Source organism: Micromonospora sp. NPDC048986 (assembly GCF_040649335.1).
GTDB lineage: Bacteria > Actinomycetota > Actinomycetes > Mycobacteriales > Micromonosporaceae > Micromonospora > Micromonospora alfalfae.
The window spans coordinates 232,394-256,323 of record NZ_JBEZFJ010000005.1; the positions used below are offsets into that span (position 1 = coordinate 232,394).

Sequence of the window (23,930 nt, forward strand, 5' to 3'; positions counted from 1 at the left end):
GGTGGAGATCGTCGACTACCTGCGGGTCGCCCGGCGGCGCCTCTGGGTACTCGTGGGGGTGCCGGTTCTCGCCGCTGGCGCCGCGGCAGCCATCGTCCTGTTGGCGCCACAGCAGTTCAGCGGGACCGCCTACGTGGCGGCACCGGCCCTGGTGGGCGGCGTGGCCGGGACGCAGTACACCGGTACGCAGGCGGCGAACCAGTTCGTCGCGGCGTTCGGCGCGGCGGTCACCTCGCCCCGCGTCCTCGCCGACGTGGGCGCTGACACGGGGGTGCCGCCGGAGCGGTTGCGCGACGGGCTCGCCATCACCCAGGTCGGCGCGAGCAGCCAGTTGGAGGTGACGTACACCGCAGGCAACCGGGCGACTGTCGCGCCGGTGCTGACCGCGACCACCACCCGGGCGCTGGCCTTCCTCTTCTCCTCCCAGGTCGGCATCGCCACCGGCGAGGTCGAGGCGGCCAACGCCGACGTCACCGCGGCGACCAAGGCGATCGGTGAGTGGGAGAAGGCCAACAAGGTCTCCCAGCCGGACCGGATCTACCAGGCCACGCTGGGTGAACTGACCAGCCTGCGCCAGCAGCAGCTCTCCATGCAGGCGGTTGGCAACGGCCGGGGTGTCGACGCGGCGACCGCCGCGATCACCACCGCCCAGAAGAAGCTCGACGAGCTGGGGCCGAAGCTCCCCGATTACCAGGCCCTGCTCGCCCAGCGGGACGCGGCCACCAATGCCCTGTCCCAGGCGCGGGAGGGGTTGCAGGCGGCGCGGGCGCAGGCCCAGGCCGCCGATCCGAAGCAGGTGACCAGCATCGGCGAGACGCACGAGGTGAGCCGGATGACGGAGCTGGTGCGCACCGTCCTGCCGGTGGGCGGCGCGGGTCTGCTGCTCGGGGTGCTGCTGGTGGGCGTACTCGAACTGCTCTCGCGGGGTCGCGCCGCCGCCCGGCCGGTGGCCCCGGCGGCGAGCACCTCGGCCCCGTCGGCGTCGGCGGAGACCGTGACCGCGGCACGGCCGTGACCGTCGGAGAACGGGCCGCCGGGTGCGTGCGGTGACCGGCGGGTCGCCGGCCGCGCCGGAGGCCGGCGACCAGCAGGTACGCGGCATGGCCCGCGGCGGTGTGCTGAACCTGGGCGGCGCCGTGCTCAGCCAGGTGGCGCTGTTCCTGGTGATGCTGTTGCTGGCCCGGGTCCTGGGTGTACGCGAACTCGGCCGGTACGCCCAGGTCTACGCCGTGCTGTCGCTGCTGGGGCTGCTCTCGCTCTCCGGTTTCCGGGCCGGGTTGACCCGGTTCGTTGCGGTGCACCTCGCCGACGACGAGCCGGCCGCCCTGCGGGGCGCGATCCGGCTCGGGATCGGCATCTCGGCAGTGGCGTCCACAGTGATCGCCCTCGGTCTGGCGATCGGCGCGCCGTGGCTCGCCGACGCCCTGCACGATCCGCAACTCACCACCGGGCTGCGGTTGGCGGCGCTCTGCCTGCCCGCCGCCACCGTCTGCGAGGCCGCGCTCGCGGCCACCCGGGGTTGGCGCACGCAACGGGCCTACGCGCTCATCGGCCAGGTCTACGAGCCGGCCGCCCGGCTGGTGCTCACCGCGCTGGCGCTCGCCCTCGGTGCGGGCCTGACCGGCGCGTTCTGGGCGCTGGTGGCGGCGAGCTGGAGCGCGGCAGGACTCGCCGTCGTGGCGCTCGCCCGGTTGGTGCGCCGGGTGCCCGCCGCCCGGCCCGCGTACCGGCCGGGCGAGCTGTTCCGGTTCTCCACAGTCAGTTGGGTCTCCTCGCTGTCGTCCACCGGGCTGATCTGGGTGGACGCGTTGCTGCTCGGCTTCTTCGACTACGGTCCCGACGCGATCGGCGTCTACCACGTGGCGACCCGGCTGGTCACCATCGCGGTGTTCGTGCTCGCACCGGTCAACGCCTCGTTCGGTCCGCACCTGGCGCACCTCTACCACCAGGGTCGACTGGACGAGGTCCGCCGGATCTACCGGGTCGCCACCGGTTGGGTGCTCCGGCTGTCGCTGCCGGCCTTCGTGGCGTTGCTGGTCTTTCCGGAGCAGTTGCTGCGTCTGGTCGGCGGCCCGGGTCTGGCCGGCGGTGCGGCGGTGACAGTGGTGCTGGCGCTCGGCCAGCTCGTGAACGCCGCCACCGGGCCGTGCGGGACGCTGCTGAACATGTCCGGCCGGGTCTCGGTCAACATGGTGGACAACCTCGCGGCGTTGCTGCTCAACGTCCTGCTCAACCTCTGGCTCATCCCGGCGTACGGCATTCTCGGCGCGGCGGTGGCCTGGGCGGTGTCGCTGGCGGCGGTGAACGTCGCCCGGGTCTGGCAGGTGCGCGCGCAGGTGCACACGGTGCCGGTGACGGCGGGCATGGTCAAGGGCTTGGTCGCCGCGCTGGTCGCGATGGGTGTCGGGTTCGGTGTGCGGTGGTTGGTCGGGGGCGGGACCGCGCAGCTCGTTGTCGGTCTGGTCGCGGTAGTGGCGGGGTACCTCGCCGTGGTGCTCGCCCTCGGGCTCAGTCGGGAGGACGTCATGGTGTTGCGCTCGGTGACCCGCCGAGGTGGTCGACGCGCCCCGGCCGACCCCGCCGACGGTGCCGGTGTGCGAGCCGGCCGCCCAGTGGTCCGCTCGTGAGCGGCGTCGTGCGGCGTCAGGTCACCGACCGGCTGCGTCGGGGGGTTCGTGCGGCGCGGGCCTGGGGGCGCGCGGCGAGGCCGGGGGAGCCCGGTCCGTTGCCCGACTTCCTGGTGATCGGTGGGCAGCGCTGCGGCACCACGTCGTTGTACCACCACCTCGCCGCCCATCCGCGGGTCCGGGTGGCCAGCGGCAAGGAGTTGCAGTACTTCAGCGTCCACCACGCTCGGGGCACGCGGTGGTACCGGGGGCACTTCCCTCGTCTCGCCCCGGGTGAGCGCACGTTCGAGGCGAGCCCCTACTACCTGTTCCATCCGAGCGTGCCGGCCCGGGTCGCGGCGACAGTGCCGCAGGCCCGCTTCGTCGTCCTGCTGCGCGACCCGGTGCAGCGCGCCTACTCGCACTACCTGCACACCCGTTCGTACGGCGTCGAGCCGCTGTCCTTCGCCGCCGCGCTCGACGCGGAGGAGGAGCGGCTGGCCCGGGCAACGCGCGGTGGTCCGGACAGCGCCGCCGCGCACCGGGCGTTGCGTCATTACTCGTACGCGGCCCGGGGCCGCTACGCCGAGCAGTTGGACAGGTGGTTCGCGCAGGTCCCGCGGGAGCGGATCCACGTCGCCCGGACCGAGGACCTGCACACCGACCCGGCCGGCACGTACGGCGACGTGCTGCGCTTCCTCGGCCTGCCGGCCTTCACCCCCGACGCGTTCACCCGGCACACCCGTCGCGTCGAGCGCGGCCCCTCCCAGCTCACACCGGAGCTGCGGGAGCGCCTGAGCGGCCACTTCGCACCGCACAACGCCCGCCTGGCCACCCTGCTCGACTGGCCCGACCCCTGGCCCGCCGCCTAGCGCGCGTTCCCGACGTGCCGCCCCGTCCAGGCCGGGCCCACCCGCCGCCTGCACCCCCGCGATCTTGCACTTTCTGCCCCGACATAAGTTACAGAAGCCGTGAGACGGCAACAGAAAGTGCAAGATCGGCGGGGTGAGGTCGACACCTGCCGTTCGGGTTAGCGGACGGCGGCGAGGATCCGGTCCACCGGCTGGTCGGCGCGGAGCAGGACGGGGACGTCGGTCACTGTGGTGCCACCACCGGCCGCGCCCAGCGGGGCGCCCACCGCCCCGGTCCGTCCGCCCGGTGTCGCCGGCACTGTCACCGGCGTCTTCGACGCCGACCAGAGCACCAGCGTGCTCTGTCCACCGCTGACGAACGCGACCCCGTGCAGTTTGCCGGCCACCGGGGCGGGCAGCGGGGTGACCGTGGCGTCCCGGGCCGCGTCGACCAGGGCGGCCAGCATCCGGCCGGCCTCGCGTTCGGTGCCGTCCGGGTCGAGCAGGCCGTAGCGGACCTCGCTGCCGGCGGCGTTGTTCGGGTTGTACGCCAACGGCAGCCAACTGATCTCGCCGATCCCGCCGGCGGCCAGCAGGGTGACCGTCTTGACCATCTCCGCCGCCCGGCTGGCCGGGTCGCCGTCGCCGTCGCGCCAGAACTGCCCGACCTCCCATGCCTGGATCGCGGCACCCGGCGGTGTGGTGGCGCGCAGGTAGTCCAGCAGCGGGGCCACCCCGCTGAAGTGCTCGTAGAAGTGCACCTGACGGACGTCGACGGTGCGGTCGGTCAGCAGCGACTCGGTCACCGCCAGGAAGCGCAGGCTGCGGCTGTTGGTCTCGGTGCCGAGCGCCCGGCGCAGCTGCGCCTCCCCGGTCACCGCCGGGATCTGCTGCCCCCGGGTGCCGACCCGACGTTGGAAGTACGCCTGGTAGGCGGCGATGGCCTCCGGCACCCGGCCGGCGCGCACCAGCCGGTCGGCGACACCCATGCCGTACGCGACGCTGCTGATGCCGGAGTCGACCACCAGCGCCTTCGGGTCGGTCGCACGGATCGTCTCGGCGGCGGCCCGGACCAGCCGCGCGTACTCCTCGGGGCTGCCGGCCCAGTAGCTCGGCGCGTTGACCTCGTTCTCGACGGCGTACTCCCGCACCCCGTACGGGCCGTAGCGCTGCACCACCGAGCGGACGAACCGCTGGTACGCGCCGAGGTCGGTGGGCATCGCCGACTCGGTCTTCTTCGCCGCGCCCCGGGTGTAGCGGGCGGTGCCACCGGTCGCCCAGCACACGCCGGTGCGGATCTTCAGGTGCAGGGTGATGCCCAGCTCTCTGCTGCGTGCGGCGACCTCGTCCAGCCCGGACCAGTCGACCTGTCCCGAGGTCCGTTCGATCTCGCACCAGGAGATCTCCTCGTACGTCGCCGAACCGGCGAGCCGGCGCAGGTACGGCTCGAACTGCTGGTACCGCGACCAGTCCCAGTGCGCGCCGAACGGGTTGCTCACCTGGCCGGCGGTGCGTCCCGGCGTGCCGCCTGCGGGTGCCGCCGTCGCGGAGGGGGTGGCGGTCGGCGGTGGATCGTCGCCGCCGTCGGTGCAGCCGGCGGTGAGCAGCAGCGTGGCGGCGACGGCGGTGGCGACCGCGCGCAGCCGGCCGGGGCGGGTCACCGGTAGCCCAGCGCGCGCAGGGTCGGACCGGAGAAGACCCAGACCAGCAGGCGGAGGAACGGGTCGAGTTCGCGGCGGTAGCTGCCCACCCGGGAGCCGTAGATCGGCGCGGTGTCACCCACCGCCGCGCGTCGCCGCTCCGCCTCGGTGGTGTACTTCCGGGCCACGTCGTGCTGCTTGCTGTCGTAGTCGAGGATGCCGTCCTCCCACGGCTCGCCGAGGAACTCGAACAGCGCGCGCATCGTCTTCTCCGGCTCGCTGACCGCCTGCTCGTAGCGCAGCTCGTAGTAGCGGTCCGCGGGCAGGGTGGCGCCGACGGCCCGCGCGGCGCGGATGTAGCGCGGCCACTTCACCACGCACTTCACGGCGGACCAGTAGCCGAACCGTTTGCGGTGCGAGACCACCACGTCGCGTCCGTCCCGGATGAGGTGCACGATCTGGGCGTCCGGGAAGACCTCGGTGACGAAGTCGAGGGACATGGCGTACAGCGGGGTCTTGTCGGCCCACCGGGTCTTGCCGCGCGCGGCGGCGTAGTCGGCGTGCACACCGCCGAAGAAGTCCCGGATCCGGCGCAGCCAGTCCTCGCGCGGAAAACCGAAGCGGGCCAGTCGTTCCCAGTCCCGGCCGACGATCCGTCGCAGGTCCGGCAGGAACCGGGTCTCCGGGCCGCAACTGATCCGCGAGTGCGAGTCCAGGACGAGGCGCACCATCGTGGTGCCCGACCGCTGGCAGCCGACCAGGAAGATCGGCGCGGTACGGGTTCCGGTCTCAGCCACTGTCGACCGCCTTCGTCGTCTCGGGTCGGACGTCGGCAGCGGCGCGGTCGAGCCGGTCGGTCAGCTCGTCGCAGCGGGCCCGGACGCCCCTGTCGATCGGTAGCCGTCGGTGCCCCGCCGCGTGGTGCGACGCGCGCGGGGCGATGTGCGCGTGCAGCCGGGGATGGTAGGGAAAGTCGAGGAAGGCGCAGAGCCGTCGGAGCTGCGCGGCGGGCTCCGCGACCAGGCTGTCGTAGCGGCAGAGCAGCACGTCGGCCCGCTGGTCCAGGCCGAGTTGGAAGAACAGCGAGTTACGGACGTACCAGAACAGCGCCGCGCCGCTGTGCGGATCCAACCGCTGCGGGTCGTGAGCCCGGATCAGCTCGATGGTGTCGGCGTCGAGGCGCTGCCCCTGCCACCGGCGGCCGATGCTTCCGTCGGCGATCGCGCGCAGGGCCCGCAGGTTGGCGGCACCGAACTTGGCGACCTCGGAGCGGGCCCGGTCGTCGACGTCGCGGTAGACCCAGAGCGCGCGCCCGGGCGTCAGCCCCGGCAGGGCCAGCAGCTCGTCCACGCGGTGGCTCTCGCAGAGCGGCTTGACCAGGACGTACGCGTGCCGGCTGCGCTGGATTGCGGCGGTCAGCACCGGGTCCGGGCGCAGTTGGAAGCGATGGAAGACGGTGGCGTCGTTCTCGTTGCGGACCTCGACCTCTCCGGCGGCGTCCAGGCCCCGGACCAGCATGTTCGTGCCGGAGCGTTGCAGACCGACAAGGTAGACCGGCATCGCCGAGCCGGGCGTCCGGCCGGCCCGCCGTCGCCAGCGTCGCTTCGCCACTGCGGTGCCGATCCGGTCGATCGGGTTGAGGCGGTCCTCCTCGATCAGCCGTCCGATCCCCTCGGTACGCGCCCAGCGAAGATGCCGCCGGACCCGCCGCGCGGTGTACGCGAGCGCGGAGACCTCGTCGTCGGCTGTCACGGTCCTCCTCGTCGGACACCGTTGCGGCCCTGCACCAGAGCGGGTGTGACCGGCGGCAGCCAGGCTATCGGGAGATCATGGCGGGAGGCCAGGCCGCGGACCGCACGGGCAGACGAAGATCACCCGTTCAGCCACATGGCAAACGTGAGCTGGACTCGCCGACCTGCCCTGCATACCGTGGGCCCTGGCCGGGGCGGGCAGATCCCGGTCATCACCTCCGGGCCCGGTTCGCCCGAGCGACGTGAGCAGGGCGAGTCGATGCGCGTGCTGCATGTGAACAAGTTCCTCTACCGCCGTGGCGGCGCGGAGGGGTATCTGCTCGATCTCGCCGACCTGCAACGGGTTGCCGGCGACACTGTCGCCTACTTCGGCATGAGCCACCCGGAGAACCAGTCGCCGCTGCCGTACTCCGCGCGGTTTCCGTCCGAAGTGGAGTTGGAGCCGGCGCCGAGCGGGGTGCGCCCCCGCGCGGTGGCCGTCGGCCGGATGCTGTGGTCACCGACGAGCCGCCGCGGGCTGGCCCGGGTGATCGACGATTTCCGGCCGGACGTGCTGCACCTGCACAACATCTACCACCAGCTCTCCCCGTCGGTGCTCGCCGCGGCCCGCGCCGCCGGTGTGCCGTGCGTGCTGACCCTGCACGACTACAAGCTCGCCTGCCCGAGCTACCAACTGTTGGACCGGGGCCGCCCCTGCCAGGCGTGCGTCACCGGTGGCCCGTTGCAGGCGGCCCGTCGCCGTTGCAAGGACGGGTCGCTGTCGCGCAGTGGCCTGCTCGCCGTCGAGTCCTGGTTGCACCGGCAGTTCGACGCGTACGACCCGGTGCAGCTCTTCGTGAGCCCGAGCGAGTTCCTGGCCGACGTGATGCGCCGCGCGGGTGTCTACCCGGACCGGTTGCGGGTGGTCAACCACTTCGTCGACCTGACCGGTGTCGCGGCCAAGCAGACGCCCGGCGGCGGTGTCGTCTTCGCCGGGCGGCTGGCTCCGGAGAAGGGTGTCGACGTGCTGATCGAGGCGGCCGCCGCGCTGCCGGACGGGGTAATGGTGGACATCGCCGGAGACGGTCCGGCCCGCCCGGAGTTGGAGGCGCTCGCCGCGCGGCGGGTGCCCGGCCGGGTCCGGTTCCACGGCCGTCTCGACAAGCCGCGCCTGCACGAGCTGATCCGGTCGGCGGCCGTGGTCGCCGTGCCGTCCCGGTGGCACGAAAACCAACCGATGGCGGTGCTGGAGGCGTTCGCCTGCGGTGTGCCGGTGGTCGCCACCGACCTGGGCGGGCTTCCCGAGCTGGTCCAGCCCGAGGTGGATGGTCACATTGTCGCCGCCGATGCGCCGACGGACCTCGGCGCTGCGCTGAACGACCTCCTGGCCGACCCGGAGCGGGCTCACCGGATGGGCCGGGCCGGGCGGGCGAAGATCGCCGCCCAGTTCGCCCCGGACCGGCACCTGGACCGGATCCGTGGGCTGTACGCGGAGGCCGCGGAGGCGTCGCCGTCGCGGCGGCGCACCAACCGGGCCGCCGGTGGGGGAGCGGCCCGGTGAGCCCGGTACGGGTGCTCTACCTCGCCGGCAGCGGTCGCAGTGGCAGCACGCTGGTCACCACGGTCCTGGGACAGTTGCCGGGCTTCTTCGCGGCGGGCGAGCTGCGGTACCTGTGGCGGCGCGGCATCCTGGAGAACCGACAGTGCGGCTGCGGTGCCCCGGTCGCCGACTGCCCGCTCTGGGCGCGGGTGCGCGCCGACCTGACCGACGCCGACCCGGCCGCGATCGCCGCCCGGTTGGCCCAGCGGCTGCGGCTGCGCGGACTGCCCGCACTGCTGCGCCGCCAGCGTCGGGGGCAGCCGCCGGTCGCGGGCCACCCCGACGACACGCAACTGGCCCGGCTCTACGCCTCGATCGCCGAGCACGCCCTGGCCGGTCGGTCGGACGGTGTCATCGTCGACTCGTCCAAGCTGCCGCCGTACGGTGCCCTGCTCGGCAGCCTGCCCGGCATCGACCTGTACGTCCTGCACGTGGTGCGCGACCCGCGCGCCACCGCGTACTCCTGGCGTCGCCGACGCCGGCTGGACGGGCGCGCCGACGATGAGCTGATGAGCCGGCCACCCGTTGGCAAGGCCGCGCTGCTCTGGCTGGTCTGGAACACCGCGACAGTGCGACTGTGGGGCGACCGCCGTCGCGCGCCGGGCCGCTACCTGCGGGTGCGGTACGAGGACTTCGTCACCGACCCGGCCGGCGCCACCGCACGGATCGCCGGCTTCGTCGGCGCGACCCCCGACGAGCTTCCGTTTCCGACACCGGCCACGGTGCGGCTCACCCCCACCCACTCGGTCGCCGGCAATCCGTCGCGGCACCGCACCGGGCTGGTCGACGTGGTCGCCGACACCGAGTGGCTGACCGGGCTGCCCACCCGCGCCTACGTCGTGGTGACCGGGCTGACCGCTGTGGCCCTGTCCCGGTTCGGCTACCCGCTGCGCCGCCCGGCGGCCACCTCTCCCGCCGCCCGCCTCGCCGCGGACCCGGCCGGCTCCTCGTCACCCGCCACCCGGCAGGAAGGCTGAACGATGCTCTCACTGGTGGTGGGCACCGGTCGCTGCGGTTCGACACTGGTCCAGGAGTTGCTCTCCCGCCATCCCGCTGTCGGCTTCGTCTCCGGTCTGGACGACAAGCTGGCCCGGCTCAACCCGAAGGGCAGGTTCAACGGCGCGCTCTACCGGCGTTCGACGCCGCGCCCGGCGGGGATGACCTCGCTGCGGCACAGTCGACGGTTGCTGGAACGCGGCCGGCTCCGGGTGGCGCCGTCGGAGGCGTACCACCTGCTCGACCGGCAGGTGCTGGCCGGCTTCTCCCGACCGTGTCGGGACCTGATCGCCGAGGACCTGACCCCGTTCGTGGCCCGGCGGCTGCGGGCCTTCTTCGACGAGCGGATCGCGCGGCAGCGCTGTCAGCAGTTGGTGCAGCACGTCACCGGGTGGCCGCGGACCGGCCTGCTGCACGCCGCGTACCCGGAGCTGCGGGTGGTCAACGTGGTGCGCGACGGCCGGGCGGTGGCCAATTCGTGGCTCCAGATGGGCTGGTGGGACGGCTGGCGCGGGCCGGACAACTGGATCTATGGCCCGCTCCCGTCCGACCTGCGGGAGGAGTGGGTCGAGTCCGGTCGCTCCTTCCAGGTGCTCGCCGCGCTGGGCTGGAAGATGCTGATGGACGCCTTCGCGCAGGCCCGGCTGCGGCACCCGGCCGACCAGTGGCTGGACGTGCGCTACGAGGACTTGGTCGAGCAGCCGCGCGAGCAGGTCGGCCGGATGCTCGACTTCCTCGGCCTGAGCTGGTCGAGCGCCTTCCAGAAGGGCTTCTCCCGGTACGACTTCACGATGGGCCGGGCGGAGGCGTACCGGGACGAACTCAGCCCGGCGCAGCTCGCCGCGATCGAACGGGTGCTGGAGAAGTCGCTGGCCGAGTGGGGCTACCCCGTCTAGCGGGCGGGTGTCAAAGCCCTCGCTATCGACGGACGACACGGTGGCGGTTAATCTTTGGCCCCACACCATCGATGTGAGGAGATGCGATGGCGCGCCGCACCGGCCGACCCTCCTACCAGTTGGACAAGGCCGACGTGCGCCGCCAGCGCACAGTGCGCTTCGCGGCCGTCGCGGGCGTGGTCGCACTGGTCACCGCCCTCCTCGGTGGGTTGATCGGCTACCAGGTGGGCCGTCCGGACGCCACCGAGGCGACCATCGCGAGCATCAAACAGGAAGAGGCGAAGCGGGACGCCCAGCAGATCGTGGAGCTGATCGATACGGCTCGACGGGTCCGCGACCAGGTCGCCCCGGTCCTGGCGGGCATCAAGACGGAGACGACCGGCGGACGTGCGCCGGATCCGACGAAGGCCCGCCAGTGGCAGGAGGTCATGCGCCAGGCGGCCGAGCCGTTCGCCGACCCGCCGTCGGGGGCCACCGCCACCAACGTGGCGCGCGGAGGGTTGCGCGGAGCGGTCCAGCAGGCGTCGCTGGCCGTCGACGCCTACGCGCTGGCGGCCAGCGTTCCGGCGGCGCAACGTGCGGCAGTGCTGGACGTCACCGCGCGGCAGGCGGCCGAGGCCGCGACGATCTGGTCGGTCGCAGCGACCCAGCTCGATCAGATCAGCGTCGACTCCGGCAAGGGACACCAGCACGTGTTCCTGGACACAGATCCCCACGAGGGGGCCCTCACCCCGGACGGGGCGGCCGAGGGAACCGGTGGCTGAGGCACATTGCGGGGCAAGTGTCGGGTTTGCCGGCGGAGGCCGCCGGGTCGGGGCGGCCGAGTGGTCACTGTGTGATCTGGGGGCGGTGCGCCGGATCGGGTACGGTCGCTTATCGCAAAGTCTATGAACCAGATTGGCTTTCTGTGCAATGGAAGCCGAATCGGAGGGACACAGCCGTGAGGTTCCCAAGCGCCGTCCGTCAGGCCGGCCTCGTCGTGGCCGTCACCGCCCTCGCGTTGACCGCGGGTTGTGCGAAGAAGGACGACAGTGAGGTCCAGGCGAGCGGCGTCAAGCTGGTGGCGGCGGGCAAGTTGACGGTCTGCACCCACCTGCCGTACCCGCCGTTCCAGTCCAAGGACGCCAGCGGCACGGTGACCGGCTTCGACGTCGAGATCATGGATCTGGTCGCCAAGGAGCTCGGCGTCGAACAGACGATCATCGACACCCCGTTCGAGGGGATCAAGTCGGGCCAGGACCTCAACACCGGCAAGTGCGACGCGGCCGCCGCCGGCATGACCATCACCGAGGAGCGGCGGAAGGTGGTCGACTTCTCGGATCCCTACTTCGACGCCACCCAGGCGATGTTGGTGAAGACCGGCAAGACGTACAAGTCGCTCGACGACCTCAAGGGCAGGAAGCTCGGCGTCCAGGCGGCCACCACGGGTCGTGACTACGCCAAGAGGTTCGAGGCGGAGAAGGGCCTGAAGCTCGTCGAGTTCGAGGACCTCGCCGCCCTCCAGCAGGCCGTCTCCAACGGCCAGGTCGAGGCCGCCATCAACGACCTGCCGGTCTGGACCGAGTACCTGAAGAAGAACCCGGGCGGGTTCGAGGTCGCCGCCGAGTTCGACACCGGTGAGCAGTACGGCTTCCCCGTGAAGAAGGACGCCAACCCGGAGTTGCTCAAGAAGATCAACGAGGTGTTGGCCAAGGCCAAGCAGGACGGCACGTACAACACGATCTACGAGAAGTGGATCGGTAAGCGGCCGAGCGTCTGAGCGCCGCGCAGTACCGGAGGGCGCGCGTCCCGCGCGCCCTCCGACGTCGGTAACCTCCGGGAAGGCAACGAGCGAACGTGAAGCTGCGACGCCGCCAGCGGGAGCGGCTGTCCCTCGGGCTCCAGTACCTGGTCTTCATCGCCATCATCGCCACGGTGCTCGTCGCCGCGGACTGGGACAGGCTGGCCGACGCGTTCTTCCGCGTCGACATCATCAAGTCGATGTTCCCGACGATCATCACCGTCGCGCTGCGCAACACCATCCTCTACACGCTGGGCGCGTTCGCCTTCGGCCTCGTGTTCGGCACGGTCCTGGCGCTGATGCGCCTGTCCCGGGTGGCGCCGTACCGCTGGGTGGCGACGGCGTACATCGAGCTGTTCCGGGGGCTGCCCGCGCTGCTGGTGCTCTTCCTCGTCGGGTACGGCATCCCGATCGCCTTCCCGGAGCGGGAGATTCCGGGCGGGGTGTTCGGTTCGATCGCGATCGGCCTCGGGTTGACCGCCGCCGCGTACATGGCGGAGACGATCCGGGCGGGCATCCAGGCCGTGCCGAAGGGGCAGATGGAGGCGGCGCGAACCCTCGGCATGTCGCACTTCACCGCCATGCGCACGATCGTCATCCCGCAGGCGTTCCGGATCGTGATCCCGCCGCTGACGAACGAGCTGATCCTGCTCACCAAGGACTCGTCGCTGGCCTACGTGCTCGGCGTGACGGCACAGACGATCGAGATCACCAAGTTCGGTCGGGACATGCTCAACGACCGGGTGAACGCGACCCCGCTGCTGGTGGCCGGCCTCGCCTACCTGGTGATCACCCTGCCGCTGTCGCAGGTGGTACGACGCCTCGAACTCCGCTACGCCAAGGCTCGGTGACCCCGATGACGACCGCTCCCTCCCGCCCCGCCGTGGAGATCCGCGACCTGCACAAGTCCTTCGGGCCGCTCAAGGTGCTCAAGGGCATCGACTTCGAGGTCGGCCAGGGCGAGGTGGTCTGCGTCATCGGGCCGTCCGGCTCCGGCAAGTCGACACTGCTGCGCTGTGTCGACCTGCTGGAGGAGCCGACCGCCGGCAAGATCTGGGTGAACGGGGTCGAGATGACCGACCCGGACGTCGAGATCGACGCGGTCCGCCGCGGCATCGGCATGGTGTTCCAGTCGTTCAACCTGTTTCCGCACCTGACCGTTCTGAACAACCTCACCATCGCCCAGCGCCGGGTGCTCCGGCGAGGTCGGGTCGAGGCCGAGAGGGTCGCCCGGGACAACCTGGAGCGCGTCGGGCTGACCGACAAGGCCGACGCCTTCCCGGCGCAGCTCTCCGGCGGGCAGCAGCAGCGGGCGGCGATCGCCCGGTCGTTGTCGATGGAGCCGAAGCTGATGCTCTTCGACGAGCCGACCTCCGCGCTCGACCCGGAACTCGTCGGCGACGTGCTCACCGTCATGCGCAAGCTGGCCGAGGACGGCATGACGATGATGGTGGTCACCCACGAGATGGCGTTCGCCCGCGAGGTTGCCGACCGGGTCGTCTTCATGGACGGTGGCGTGGTGGTCGAGCAGGGGCCGCCGCAGGAGGTGCTGGGCGCGCCGAAGCACGAACGGACCCGCGCGTTCCTCGCCCGGGTCCTCGACCCGACCCACGTCGCGCAGCTCGGTGGGCCCGACCGGACGGGCCCGCAGTCGGCCGGCTGACCACGGCCACGATCTCTGACACAGCTTCCGCACGTCTGCCCGCCGGGCTGCCGCATTGACGGCAGCCCGGCGTCTGCTTGTGTGTCAGCTCTATGTCAATCGACGGACGTCGTGATGTCAAGGTAATCTTTTTGCAATCAGAGCTGTACTTTCATCGATGGATTACATAAGTTGCTGTCATCCATAGAAAGCTTTGAGTCTTCCGAGCAAAGATCGCGACGAGCCTCACCCTCAGTCGTGCCACCGCCCCCGTGCTCGGGTCGATGCACCCTGCCCTCGTCGCGTCTTCGCCCGGTTGGGAACGGAGACCCATGGACGATCACGCTGGTGGTCCTCACCGCCACCTGTCCCGCAGATCGCTGATCGCCACCGGCGCGCTCGCCGCCGGGGCGTTGGGCGCGTCCGCCCCAACCATCGGCACCGCGTTCGGCGGCAGCCCCGCCCGGGCCGCCGCCGGTGTCACCAAGAAGATCACCATCTACGCCGAGCAGTTGCCCGGCAACCTGTTCGGGTACGGCCTGGCACCCGGCCAGGCCACCGTTCCGGGCCCGGTCCTGGAGATGTACGAGGGTGACACGCTGGAGATCACCCTGGTCAACACCACCACCCAGCGGCTGTCCATCCACCCGCACGGGGTGGACTACAGCACCGAGTCCGACGGCAGCCCGTTCAACGCCTCGTTCAACAACCCGGGCGAGACGCGGACGTACGTCTGGCGTTCGCACGAGATGGTGGCGGCGGCGGGCCGACGGTACATGCCGGGCAGCGCCGGCTACTGGCACTACCACGATCACGCGATGGGCACCGACCACGGCACCGGCGGTGTCGCGAAGGGACTGTACGGGGCGCTGATCGTCAGACGGCGTGGCGACATCCTGCCGTCGAAGCAGTTCACCGCGGTGTTCCACGACATGATGATCAACAACAAGATGGCCCCGGCGACCCCGATGTTCGAGGCGAACCTGGGCGAGCGCGTCGAGTGGATCGCCATCGGCCACGGCAACCTGTTCCACACCTTCCACCTGCACGCGCACCGCTGGGCGGACAACCGCACCGGAATGTTGGAAGGGCCGAGCGACCCGAGCCTGGTGATCGACAACAAGGACCTCAATCCCGGCAGCTCGTTCGGTTTCCAGGTGCTGGCCGGGGAGGGCGTCGGACCGGGCGCGTGGATGTACCACTGCCACGTGCAGACGCACTCCGACGGCGGCATGGCCGGGATCTTCCTGGTGCGCAACGCCGACGGCAGCATGCCGCCGGGCGCCGAGGAGGCGATCCACCGGTTCCAGGGCCACACCCACACGCACGGAAGCTGACCGAACCGAAAGTGGGGACGGGCATGACCAGAAAACTACGACGAACCCTCGCCGCGGTAGCGGCCTTGGCGACACTGCTCCCGGCGACGACGGCCGCCGCTGCCGCACCACGAACGGCGGTCGCCCCGCAGGCGGCGCAGCCGCAGCAGACAGCGGTCCTGGTGTTCCACGGCCCGGTGGCCGAGCAACAGGACCCGGTTTCGCGCGCGGTGGACACCATCAAACAGCTTGGTGCCGTTCATGACATCGATGTCACGGCCACCACGGACCCGGGCGCCTTCACCGCGGCCGGGCTGTCCGCGTACCGCAGCGTTGTCTTCCTCTCCGCGACGGGCGCCGCGCTGAACCGCGACCAGGAGTCGGCGCTCCAGAACTACGTCAAGGCCGGCGGCGGTTTCGTCGGCATCGCCGACGCCGCCCGAGCCCAGGTCGACTCCACCTGGTTCACCGGGCTGATCGGCACCCGCCCGGCCGGCGCCATCCCGGTCGCCGAGCCGGTGACCCGGGTGACCGCCAGCGGCGAGAACCCGCCCAACGAGACGAAGGAGAAGCTGACCGACGGCGACGCCAACACCAAGTGGCTGGTCCGCACCCCGACCGCCTGGGTGGCGTACGAGTTGAGCGCACCAAAGAAGATCACCGGGTACGCGCTCACATCGGCCAACGACTCCTCCGGTCGGGACCCGAAGGACTGGACACTGCAGGGCTCCACCGACGGTCAGAGCTGGACCGACCTGGACCGCCGCACCGGGCAGACCTTCCCGGACCGCTACCAGACCCGACGGTTCGACATCGCCGCGCCGCAGGAGTTCACCCGCTACCGGCTGAACGTCACAGCGAACAGCGGTGAACCGCTGGTCCAACTCGCCGACCTGCGCCTGTTCACCGGCAGCACCACCGCCCCGGAGCCGCCCGCTGTGAACCGCGCGGTGGTGAACATCCTGGACCGCAAGCACCCGGCCACCGCGTCGCTGCCGCTGACCCTCACCCGGTCGGACCGCTGGGAGAACTGGGACCCGAACCCGATCGGCACCGTGCACACCCTCGCCCAGGTCGAGGAGCGGCACTACAACCCGGGGGCGGCCGCCAACGGCGCCTTCCACCCGGTGTCCTGGTGCCGGGACTACGACGGCGGCCGGTCGTTCTACACCGGCATGGGCCACACCGAGGGCAGCTACGGCGAGGAGGCGTTCCGCACGCACCTCGCCGGCGCTCTCAACTGGACCACCGGTCGGGTACGCGGCGACTGCCAGGCCACCATCGCCGCGAACTACAAGGTGGAGCGACTGACCGCAGCGAACCAGACCGGGCAGCTGGACCAGATCGGCGAGCCGCACGGGCTCACCATCGCGCCGGACGGCACTGTCTTCTACGTCGGCAAGGCGGCCTGCCCGAGCGGCCCGATCGCTGACTGGAACGACCCGAAGGTCGGCCTGGGCTGCGGCACCATCCACTCCTGGGACCCGCGAACCAAGCAGGTCAAGCTGCTCACCACCCTGGAGGTGATGGGCAACCGGGGCAGCGGCTCAGAGTTGGTCAAGAACGAGGAGGGTCTGCTCGGCATCGTGCCCGACCCGAAGTTCGCCGATAACGGCTGGCTCTACGTCTACTGGATGCCGCACGAGTCGGTCGACCGGGTGAAGCGGGTCGGTCAGCGGACCGTTTCGCGGTTCACCTACGACCGGCAGGCGCAGACCATCGACCAGGCCACCCGCAAGGACCTGTTGCAGTTCCCGGTGCAGGTCCACAGCTGCTGCCACGCCGGTGGCGGCATGGCGTTCGACGCCAAGGGCAACCTTTACGTCGGCTCCGGCGACAACAACTCCTCGGAGGGGTCGCAGGGCTACGCCGGCAACAACTGGACCCAGGAGTACCAGGGCATCTCGTTCCAGGACGCCCGCCGCACGTCGGGTAACACCAACGACCTCGCCGGCAAGATCATCCGGATCCACCCGGAGGCCGACGGGACGTACACCATCCCGGAGGGCAACCTGTTCCCGCCGGGCACCGAGAAGACCCGGCCGGAGATCTACGTGATGGGCGTGCGCAACATCGCCCGCCTCCAGATCGACCCGGTGCACCAGTGGCTGACCGCCGGCTGGGTCGGCCCGGACGCCTCGTCGCCCAGCCCCACCCTCGGCCCGGCGAAGTACGAGACGGCCACCATCATCACCTCCGCCGGCAACCAGGGTTGGCCGTACTGCATGGGCAACCGGCAGCCGTACCGCGACCGCAGCAACACCGACGCCACGGTGCTGACCGGCTGGTACGACTGCGACAACCTGAAGAACACCTCGCCGCGCAACACCGGACTGGAGGACATCCCGGCGGCCCGGGACAACATGATCTGGTATTCGCCGGACGGCGGCGGCCCGGTGTTCCCGAAGCGGACCGACGGCAGTGGCCTGCCCACCTACGTGGCGGCCGACGCCACCTACACGCAGCCGTACCTGCGCGGCGGCGGGCAGGCAATCATGTCCGGCCCGACCTACCACCGCAGCCTGGTCGACACCGCCAGCGGCGTGGCGTGGCCGGAGCACTGGGACGGCAAGTGGCTCATCGGCGACCAGTCGAACGCGTCCAACCGGATCGCTGTCACCGTCGACCCGGCCGGCGTGCCGCAGGCCGCCCCACCGGTGTACGCCGAGTCGCTGCGGGCCATCATCCCCGGCGGCAACGGCGACAACCGGTTGCAGAGCTGGATGGACGCCAAGTTCGGCCCGGACGGCGCGCTCTACCTGCTCGACTACGGCGGCGGGTTCTTCAGCCTGCACGCGAACCAGAAACTGATCCGGATCACCTACACCGGCGGGGCGCCCACCCCGGCGCCGGCGGCGACATCGGTCGCCGTGCAGAACAAGCCGCTGACCATCGCCTTCACCGGTTCCCGCTCCGGCGGCGTCAGCCACCGCTGGGAGTTCGGCGACGGCGCCACGTCGACCGAGGCGGACCCCCGGCACACGTACGCCACTGTCGGCACCTACACCGCGAAGCTCACCGTCACCTACGCCGACGGTCAGACCGCGACGGTGCAGACCACTGTGACGGTGGGCTGCGCGGTGCCCGACGACCGGTCGACGGTGTGGCTCGGCGACACCGACACCGGGGTGCCCAGTCGCACTGTCGGGCAGGGCTGCACCGCCAACGACCTGATCGACGACGAGAGCACCTGGGATGACCACAACGGTTTCGTCCGGCACGTCACCGCGGTGGCCCGCGCGTTGCAGGACGACGACCTGCTCAGCAGCCGCGAAGCGGGCACCCTCACCCGGCTGGCCGCCGCGTCGGAGATCGGCCGCGACGGGCACACCGGGTACGAGCCGCTCTTCGACGGCACCGCCGAGTCGCTGCGCGGTTGGCAGCAGGCGCCGTCGGGACAGTTCGGCATCCAGCCGGACGGGTCGCTGCGCTCCAGCGGTGGCCTGGGCATGCTCTGGCACACCAAGGAGCTGGGCGACTTCTCGCTGAAGTTGCAGTTCCGGGACATCGCGCCGGGCACCGGCCGGGCCAACACCGGGGTCTTCATCCGGTTCCCTGATCTGCGAACGCCCCTCGACCAGCGGCCACCGGACAGCTGCGGCACTGTCGGGTCGGCGCGGACCTCGCCGGCCTGGATGGCGATCTACTGCGGACACGAGATCCAGATCTACGACGGTGACACCGGTGAGCCGCAGAAGACCGGCTCGGTCTACAACTTCGACCCGGTGCCGCTGGCCCAGGCCGGCATCACCCCGAAGAACGAGTGGAACGACTACGAGATCCGCGTCGTCGGGCAGCACTACACGATGATCCGCAACGGCGTGGTGATCAACGAGTTCGACAACACACCCGGCAAGCAGTCCTCGCGTGCCGGCGACCCGCCGACCGACCTGCGGCAGTTCCTGCGTGGCTTCATCGGTCTGCAGAACCACGGCGACAACGACCTGGCCGAGTTCCGCAACGTCCGCGTACGGGAACTCTAGGAGAGACGATGACCCGACGACTGAAGGCCGCGCTGGCGGCGCTCCTGCTCACGGTGATCCCGTTGGCCGCAGTGCCCGCCTCCGCCGCCCCACGCGTCGCCGCCGACCAGGTGTTGACCTGGACCGCCGACGACAGCATCACCCGATACAAGTCCGCGCCCACCACGGCGGTGGCCGGAGCGACCACGATCATCTGGGAGAACAGCGCAGCAACCGGAAACACCACCGGGATGCCGCACACCCTGACCTTCGACACCAGCACCGAGGGCTACAACCACGACGTCACACTCAACATCCTGGCCAGCCCGTTCGACGCCAACGACGGCCGCCATCAGGCGACAGTGACGCTGACCCCGGGCCGGTACCGGTACTTCTGCTCGATTCCCGGCCACAGCTCGATGGTCGGTGAGCTGGTGGTCACCGAGGGCGGTGGCGGTGGCGACACCACCGCGCCGACAGTGACCGCCGTGGTCTCCGGTGACCAGGACCAGGACGGCAACTACCTCGGCGCGGCCACTGTGACAGTGACGGCCACCGACGCCGACTCCGGGGTCCAGACCGTCGAGTACCAGGTCGACGACACGAGCTTCCTGCCGTACACCGAGCCGGTGCGGGTGACAGCGATCGGCGACCACGCGGTGCAGTTCCGCGCCACCGACGAGGCCGGCAACACCAGCGCCGTCGGCTCGGTGGCCTTCCGGATCGTCGAGCCGGGGGAGGAGGACACCACCGCGCCGGTGGTCACTGCCGCACTGGCCGGCGACCGCGACGGCGACGGCAACTACATCGGTACGGCCACCGCCACGTTGACCGCCACCGACAGCGGATCCGGCGTCGCCACCATCGAGTACTCGTTGGACGGGGCGGCCTTCACCGCGTACACGAACCCGATCGTGGTCAACGCGGCCGGGATGCACATGCTGCACTACCGGGCCACCGACGTCGCCGGGAACACGTCGGCGGAGCAGATGGAACATTTCACGGTGGTCGAACCGCAGGCCGAGGACACGACTCCACCCACTGTCGCCGCCACCGTGGCCGGTGACCGGAACGACGACGGCGGATACGTAGGCGGCGCGACGGTCACCGTCACGGCCACCGACGCCGAATCCGGCGTGGCGAAGATCGAGTACGCGCTCGACGCCGGGGGCTGGACGGCGTACACCGCTCCGGTCGCCGTCCGCGCACCCGGCGCGCACACAGTGAAGTACCGGGCGACCGACACGGCGGGGAACTCCTCCACCGAGCAGTCGACGTCGTTCACAGTGGTGGTCGACGACGCCGACCGCTGCCCCGACTCGGACACCCGGGCCACCGTGATCATCGACGGCGGTGACACCGGTGTGGCCAACGTTGACACCGGCGACGGCTGCACCATCAACGATCTGATCGACGAACACGCCGACTACCCCGGCCACGCCGAGTTCGTCCGCCACGTCGAAGCGGTCACCGCCGCGCTCGTGACCGGCGGCACGCTCGACCGGCGGCAGCAGGGCGCCATCGTCCGGGCCGCGGCCCGATCGGACGTCGGCGCATGAGTCCTCGAACCTCACCGAAAGGGAGTACCCCGATGCCCGGACGTACCGTCGCCAAGCTCGCCACAGTGAGCGCCTTCATCGCGGCCTCGGTGCTGGCCGTGGCACCCACCGCGCACGCCGACCTGGTCACCCACTGCATCGGCACCGGCGGCGCGGTGACCGTGCCCAACGACCTGCTCGTCCCCGCCGGCGAATCCTGCGCGCTCACCGGCACCACGATCACCGGCAACGTCACCGTCGCAGCCGGGGGCAACCTGGTGGTGACCGGTGGCCGGGTCAGCGGTGAGGTACGCGTCGCCGCCGACGGGTACCTCGACGCCACCGACACGACAGTCGACGGCCAGGTGGTGCTCGCGGCCGGGGGGTACGGCATCTTCCTCTCCGACGCCCGGACCGGCACCGTGACAGTGCGGCCGAAGGGCAGCGCGACGATCGACAGCTTCCTGTTCGCCGAGGGGGCGACCGTCGCCGGGAACGTCACTGTCGGTGCCGGTGAGGTCCGGCTCGACGGGGGCACCCAGGTGGAGCGCAACGTCAGCAGCACCGGCACCTACTACACCGACCTGCACGACTCGTTCGTGGACGGCACGCTGTCGGTGCTCAACAGCGCCACCGGCAGTGTCGTGTGCGGCAGTGCGGTGCGCGGCAAGGCCACGTTCGCCGGCAACCTCGGCGGCGTGCAGGTCGGCCCGAACGGCGGGCTCGACAGCTGCGCCTCCGGTGGCTACTGGGGTGCTGACGTCAGCATCACCAGCACCACCGGTGGTGTCACGGTGGACGACAACATCATCAACGGCCAGTTGACTGTCACCGGCAACGACCCGGTCGCCCAGGTGGCCGCCAACAACCGGATCCGCGGTGGCGTGACCGGTGACCAGGCGGCGTCGACCACCAACCGGGCGGCGCGGGTGGCCGCTCCAAATCGTGAAGAGGCCGGCGACCAGCGGGCCGAGGTCCGCCGTACCTCGGCGGTGCAGGAGGCCACCGAGGCGGGCGCAGCCCGGCTCTGACCGATCGACGCGGCGGTGGCCGGTCACCCCGAACCGTGGGGGTGATCGGCCACCGCCGTCGTAACGGGTCGGACCGTCGCGAGCCGCGCTTGCGTGGCGGTGTGCCCACGACGCGGAGCTGACCAGCGACGGACAAACCCCAACGTCAGAGATGAGTGCGGACGGGGTCAGCCGGAGCGCCCAGAACGTTGAGGCGAGGGGTTATGAGGATCTTGGCTGGTCGGTAGCGTTGATGCAACGTTGGCCCTGGATACGGCTGGTGCTTTCGCCCTCTGAGGAGGTTCGGGATGGATTCCTTGCCGGAACTGACTTTCGGGCAGCGGTTGAAGGTCTACCGTGAGCGGTCCGGGAAGACCCGTGCGGTGCTCGGCGGGCTGGTCGGTCGCAGCGCCGAGTGGGTCAAGGCGGTGGAGACCGATCGGATCCTGCCGCCGCGCATCCACATGCTGGACCGGATCGCGCGTGCTCTCAAGGTCGAGGTGTCTGCCCTTGCCGGCGAGTTGGGGGCCCGGTCCGCTGTGGTCAACGGGCCGGAGCACCCGGCGCTGGCGTCCGTCCGGGACGCGGTGAACCGCTTCGCAATGTCCGACGAGCTTTCCCCGGAGTCGTTGACGAGCCTGCGGGGGCGGCTTGCGATGGCGTGGCGTGCGCGTCATCAGGCGTCGGATCACCGCACCGTGCTGGGCGGGTTGTTGCCGGGGTTGCTGCGTGACGTTCAGCGCGCCGCGTTGGCATACGAGGGTGATGAGCGTCGGCAGGCTCAGGCCCTGTTGGCGGAGACGTTTGGGCTGGCGCAGATGTTCCTTGCCTATCAGCCCGCCGCCGAGGTGTTGTGGCGGGTCGCGGACCGGGCGATGGTAGCGGCGCAGGAGTCCGGCGACCCGGAGGCGGTGGCGTGCGCGGGGTGGTTCCTGTGCCAGGTGCATCGGGATGCCGGTGACTGGGACACCGCGATGGCGGTGACAGTGGACCTCCTGTCGGCGCTGGAGTCGCGTGCTGCCGACGGGAACACGAATCTGTTCGCGCTCTGGGGTGCGTTGAACTTTGAGGCCGCCTACACCGCCGCCCGCGCTGGTGAGGAAGGTAGGGCCTGGCGGTACTGGGATCGCGCGGATCGGGTGGCGCAGCGCCTGCCAACGGCCTTCTATCAGCCGCAGACGTCGTTCTCGCAGGTCATCATGGGCGCTCATGCGGTGACAGTGGCGGTGGAGTTGCAGAAGTCCGGTGAGGCGGTGCGACAGGCGCGCCGTCATGATTCCGCGGCGATCCCGTCTAGGCCGCGCCGGGCACGCCATCTCATCGAGGTCGCGCGGGCGCACTACGGCAAAGACGACAAGGAAGCTGCCGTGTCGACCCTCCGACAGGCGTACGAGTCGGCCCCGGAGACGATTCGCTTCAATGGGTACGCCCGCCAGATCACCTTGGATCTGCTCGACGGCCCCCGTTCCACCCGTGACGACGCCCGTGACCTCGCAGTCAAGGTCGGGCTGCTCTCGTGATTCAGGGGTAGAAACCGTACCCATTCCGTCCCGCGACTCACCGTAGCTTCTTGCTCACGGGATGCGGCGGGTGGTGCGGGTATCGCCTGGTCGCCGCGTCCCCTCAGCGTCGAGGGCGGGAAGTCGTCCTCGTGCTCGAACGAGGGAGAGTCCGTGCGGCGCGTCTCGTATGACGAATACCTCTCGGCCACCGCGCTGACTCTCGCCCGCAGGCACAAGCCGGTGTGGTCGTGGCGGCTCTGGCGGCGTGTTTGCCGCTGCGGAGCAGACCTGCCATGCCGTGCCCGGCACCGGATTCCGATCAGTCGTGGTCACTGGCCACCGGAAGGTGAGCAGTGAGTAGTCGGCAGCAGAAGGCGTTGATCGCGGTCCGTGTCGGAGGGCTGGACGGCAGGAGTAGCGGCTGCCGGGCGACGTGGGCATGGCTCACGTCGTACCCCTGCTGGCAGGTCGGATGGGCGACCGGTCGGCGGACGCCGACGAGCGCCGCCGGCCTCCTGGCGGGTGCGCGATGACCGTCCACGGCCCGGTCATGCCGATCTGGAGCTGCGGTGGTTGCGGCCTGCCCTGGCCCTGCGCGACCCGCAAGCGTGAGTTGCGCGCGGAGTACGCGGATGCTCCGGTGTCGCTGGCGCTCTACCTCGGGTCCTACCTGGTGCAGGCGACCGAGGACATGCAGTGGACACCGGCCGGTGTACTGCACCGCCGATTCCTCGGATGGACCAGGGACGCCGAGCTGCCGAATCCAGCAGTGCAGCAACCGTGCCAGTCCGCCCGAGCCAAGCCCTAGCGACGGACGCCCTGGCCGGGCCCGTGTCGCCGCCGCCCGGCCCGTGCTTGCGG

The 23,930-nt window shown here is 70.9% G+C and carries 19 protein-coding genes; 16 read left to right on the top strand and 3 right to left on the bottom strand.

Annotation, left to right across the window (positions count from 1 at the left end):
• Window position 1 precedes the first annotated feature (1 nt).
• The 3 genes from AB0B94_RS13350 to AB0B94_RS13360 are packed head-to-tail and all read left to right on the top strand — an operon-like array spanning window position 2 to window position 3,478.
• Window positions 2-1,015, top strand: coding sequence for a Wzz/FepE/Etk N-terminal domain-containing protein (locus AB0B94_RS13350; protein ID WP_357275998.1), 1,014 nt, complete (start codon window positions 2-4; stop codon window positions 1,013-1,015).
• 31 nt (window positions 1,016-1,046) lie between these two features.
• Window positions 1,047-2,627, top strand: coding sequence for an oligosaccharide flippase family protein (locus AB0B94_RS13355; RefSeq protein ID WP_357276010.1), 1,581 nt, complete (start codon window positions 1,047-1,049; stop codon window positions 2,625-2,627).
• On the top strand, window positions 2,624-3,478 hold the full coding sequence (locus tag AB0B94_RS13360; protein WP_357276017.1) for a sulfotransferase: 855 nt from the start codon (window positions 2,624-2,626) through the stop codon (window positions 3,476-3,478). Before AB0B94_RS13355 ends, AB0B94_RS13360 begins: the two co-directional genes overlap by 4 nt.
• Before the next feature lie 158 nt (window positions 3,479-3,636).
• Here AB0B94_RS13360 and AB0B94_RS13365 read toward each other — a convergent pair whose 3' ends face one another.
• Genes AB0B94_RS13365 through AB0B94_RS13375 form a run of 3 tightly spaced genes read right to left on the bottom strand, consistent with a single transcriptional unit; the run spans window position 3,637 to window position 6,849 of the window.
• Window positions 3,637-5,118, bottom strand: coding sequence for a hypothetical protein (locus AB0B94_RS13365; protein ID WP_357276021.1), 1,482 nt, complete (start codon window positions 5,116-5,118; stop codon window positions 3,637-3,639).
• Window positions 5,115-5,894 carry a sulfotransferase gene (locus tag AB0B94_RS13370; protein ID WP_357276028.1) on the bottom strand — a complete coding sequence of 260 codons (780 nt, stop codon included), beginning with the start codon at window positions 5,892-5,894 and terminating at the stop codon, window positions 5,115-5,117. The genes AB0B94_RS13365 and AB0B94_RS13370 overlap by 4 nt, the downstream gene beginning before the upstream one ends.
• A complete protein-coding gene (locus AB0B94_RS13375; RefSeq protein WP_357276042.1) occupies window positions 5,887-6,849 on the bottom strand; it encodes a hypothetical protein in 963 nt (320 codons plus the stop codon). The genes AB0B94_RS13370 and AB0B94_RS13375 overlap by 8 nt, the downstream gene beginning before the upstream one ends.
• A gap of 258 nt (window positions 6,850-7,107) precedes the next feature.
• Here AB0B94_RS13375 and AB0B94_RS13380 point away from each other — a divergent pair, with 258 nt between their 5' ends.
• The 13 genes from AB0B94_RS13380 to AB0B94_RS13440 all read left to right on the top strand — a co-directional run bounded on the left by AB0B94_RS13380 (window position 7,108) and on the right by AB0B94_RS13440 (window position 23,877).
• Window positions 7,108-8,388, top strand: a complete 1,281-nt coding sequence (locus AB0B94_RS13380; protein ID WP_357276050.1) for a glycosyltransferase — start codon at window positions 7,108-7,110, stop codon at window positions 8,386-8,388.
• Window positions 8,385-9,404 (top strand): sulfotransferase, encoded by a 1,020-nt coding sequence (locus tag AB0B94_RS13385; RefSeq protein WP_357276054.1) that lies wholly within the window; start codon window positions 8,385-8,387, stop codon window positions 9,402-9,404. The genes AB0B94_RS13380 and AB0B94_RS13385 overlap by 4 nt, the downstream gene beginning before the upstream one ends.
• A gap of 3 nt (window positions 9,405-9,407) precedes the next feature.
• On the top strand, window positions 9,408-10,319 hold the full coding sequence (locus AB0B94_RS13390; protein WP_357276061.1) for a sulfotransferase: 912 nt from the start codon (window positions 9,408-9,410) through the stop codon (window positions 10,317-10,319).
• A gap of 86 nt (window positions 10,320-10,405) precedes the next feature.
• The gene (locus tag AB0B94_RS13395) at window positions 10,406-11,083 is read left to right on the top strand and encodes a hypothetical protein (RefSeq protein ID WP_357276067.1); all 678 of its coding nucleotides are present in this window, start codon (window positions 10,406-10,408) and stop codon (window positions 11,081-11,083) included.
• Between the two features lie 176 nt (window positions 11,084-11,259).
• Window positions 11,260-12,078, top strand: coding sequence for a basic amino acid ABC transporter substrate-binding protein (locus tag AB0B94_RS13400; protein ID WP_357276075.1), 819 nt, complete (start codon window positions 11,260-11,262; stop codon window positions 12,076-12,078).
• Between the two features lie 77 nt (window positions 12,079-12,155).
• Window positions 12,156-12,950 (top strand): amino acid ABC transporter permease, encoded by a 795-nt coding sequence (locus AB0B94_RS13405; protein ID WP_238668494.1) that lies wholly within the window; start codon window positions 12,156-12,158, stop codon window positions 12,948-12,950.
• Between the two features lie 5 nt (window positions 12,951-12,955).
• A complete protein-coding gene (locus AB0B94_RS13410; RefSeq protein WP_357276094.1) occupies window positions 12,956-13,762 on the top strand; it encodes an amino acid ABC transporter ATP-binding protein in 807 nt (268 codons plus the stop codon).
• Window positions 13,763-14,073: 311 nt separating this feature from the next.
• On the top strand, window positions 14,074-15,078 hold the full coding sequence (locus AB0B94_RS13415) for a multicopper oxidase domain-containing protein (protein WP_357276103.1): 1,005 nt from the start codon (window positions 14,074-14,076) through the stop codon (window positions 15,076-15,078).
• A gap of 23 nt (window positions 15,079-15,101) precedes the next feature.
• The gene (locus AB0B94_RS13420) at window positions 15,102-19,040 is read left to right on the top strand and encodes a ThuA domain-containing protein (RefSeq protein ID WP_357276110.1); all 3,939 of its coding nucleotides are present in this window, start codon (window positions 15,102-15,104) and stop codon (window positions 19,038-19,040) included.
• 8 nt (window positions 19,041-19,048) lie between these two features.
• On the top strand, window positions 19,049-20,578 hold the full coding sequence (locus AB0B94_RS13425; RefSeq protein WP_357276114.1) for a plastocyanin/azurin family copper-binding protein: 1,530 nt from the start codon (window positions 19,049-19,051) through the stop codon (window positions 20,576-20,578).
• A 32-nt stretch (window positions 20,579-20,610) separates the two neighbouring features.
• Window positions 20,611-21,588, top strand: coding sequence for a hypothetical protein (locus tag AB0B94_RS13430; RefSeq protein WP_357276118.1), 978 nt, complete (start codon window positions 20,611-20,613; stop codon window positions 21,586-21,588).
• 287 nt (window positions 21,589-21,875) lie between these two features.
• Window positions 21,876-23,087: a helix-turn-helix transcriptional regulator gene (locus tag AB0B94_RS13435; protein WP_357276124.1), complete on the top strand. Its 1,212-nt coding sequence runs from the start codon at window positions 21,876-21,878 to the stop codon at window positions 23,085-23,087.
• 511 nt (window positions 23,088-23,598) lie between these two features.
• The gene (locus AB0B94_RS13440; protein ID WP_357276755.1) at window positions 23,599-23,877 is read left to right on the top strand and encodes a hypothetical protein; all 279 of its coding nucleotides are present in this window, start codon (window positions 23,599-23,601) and stop codon (window positions 23,875-23,877) included.
• Window positions 23,878-23,930: the final 53 nt, after the last annotated feature.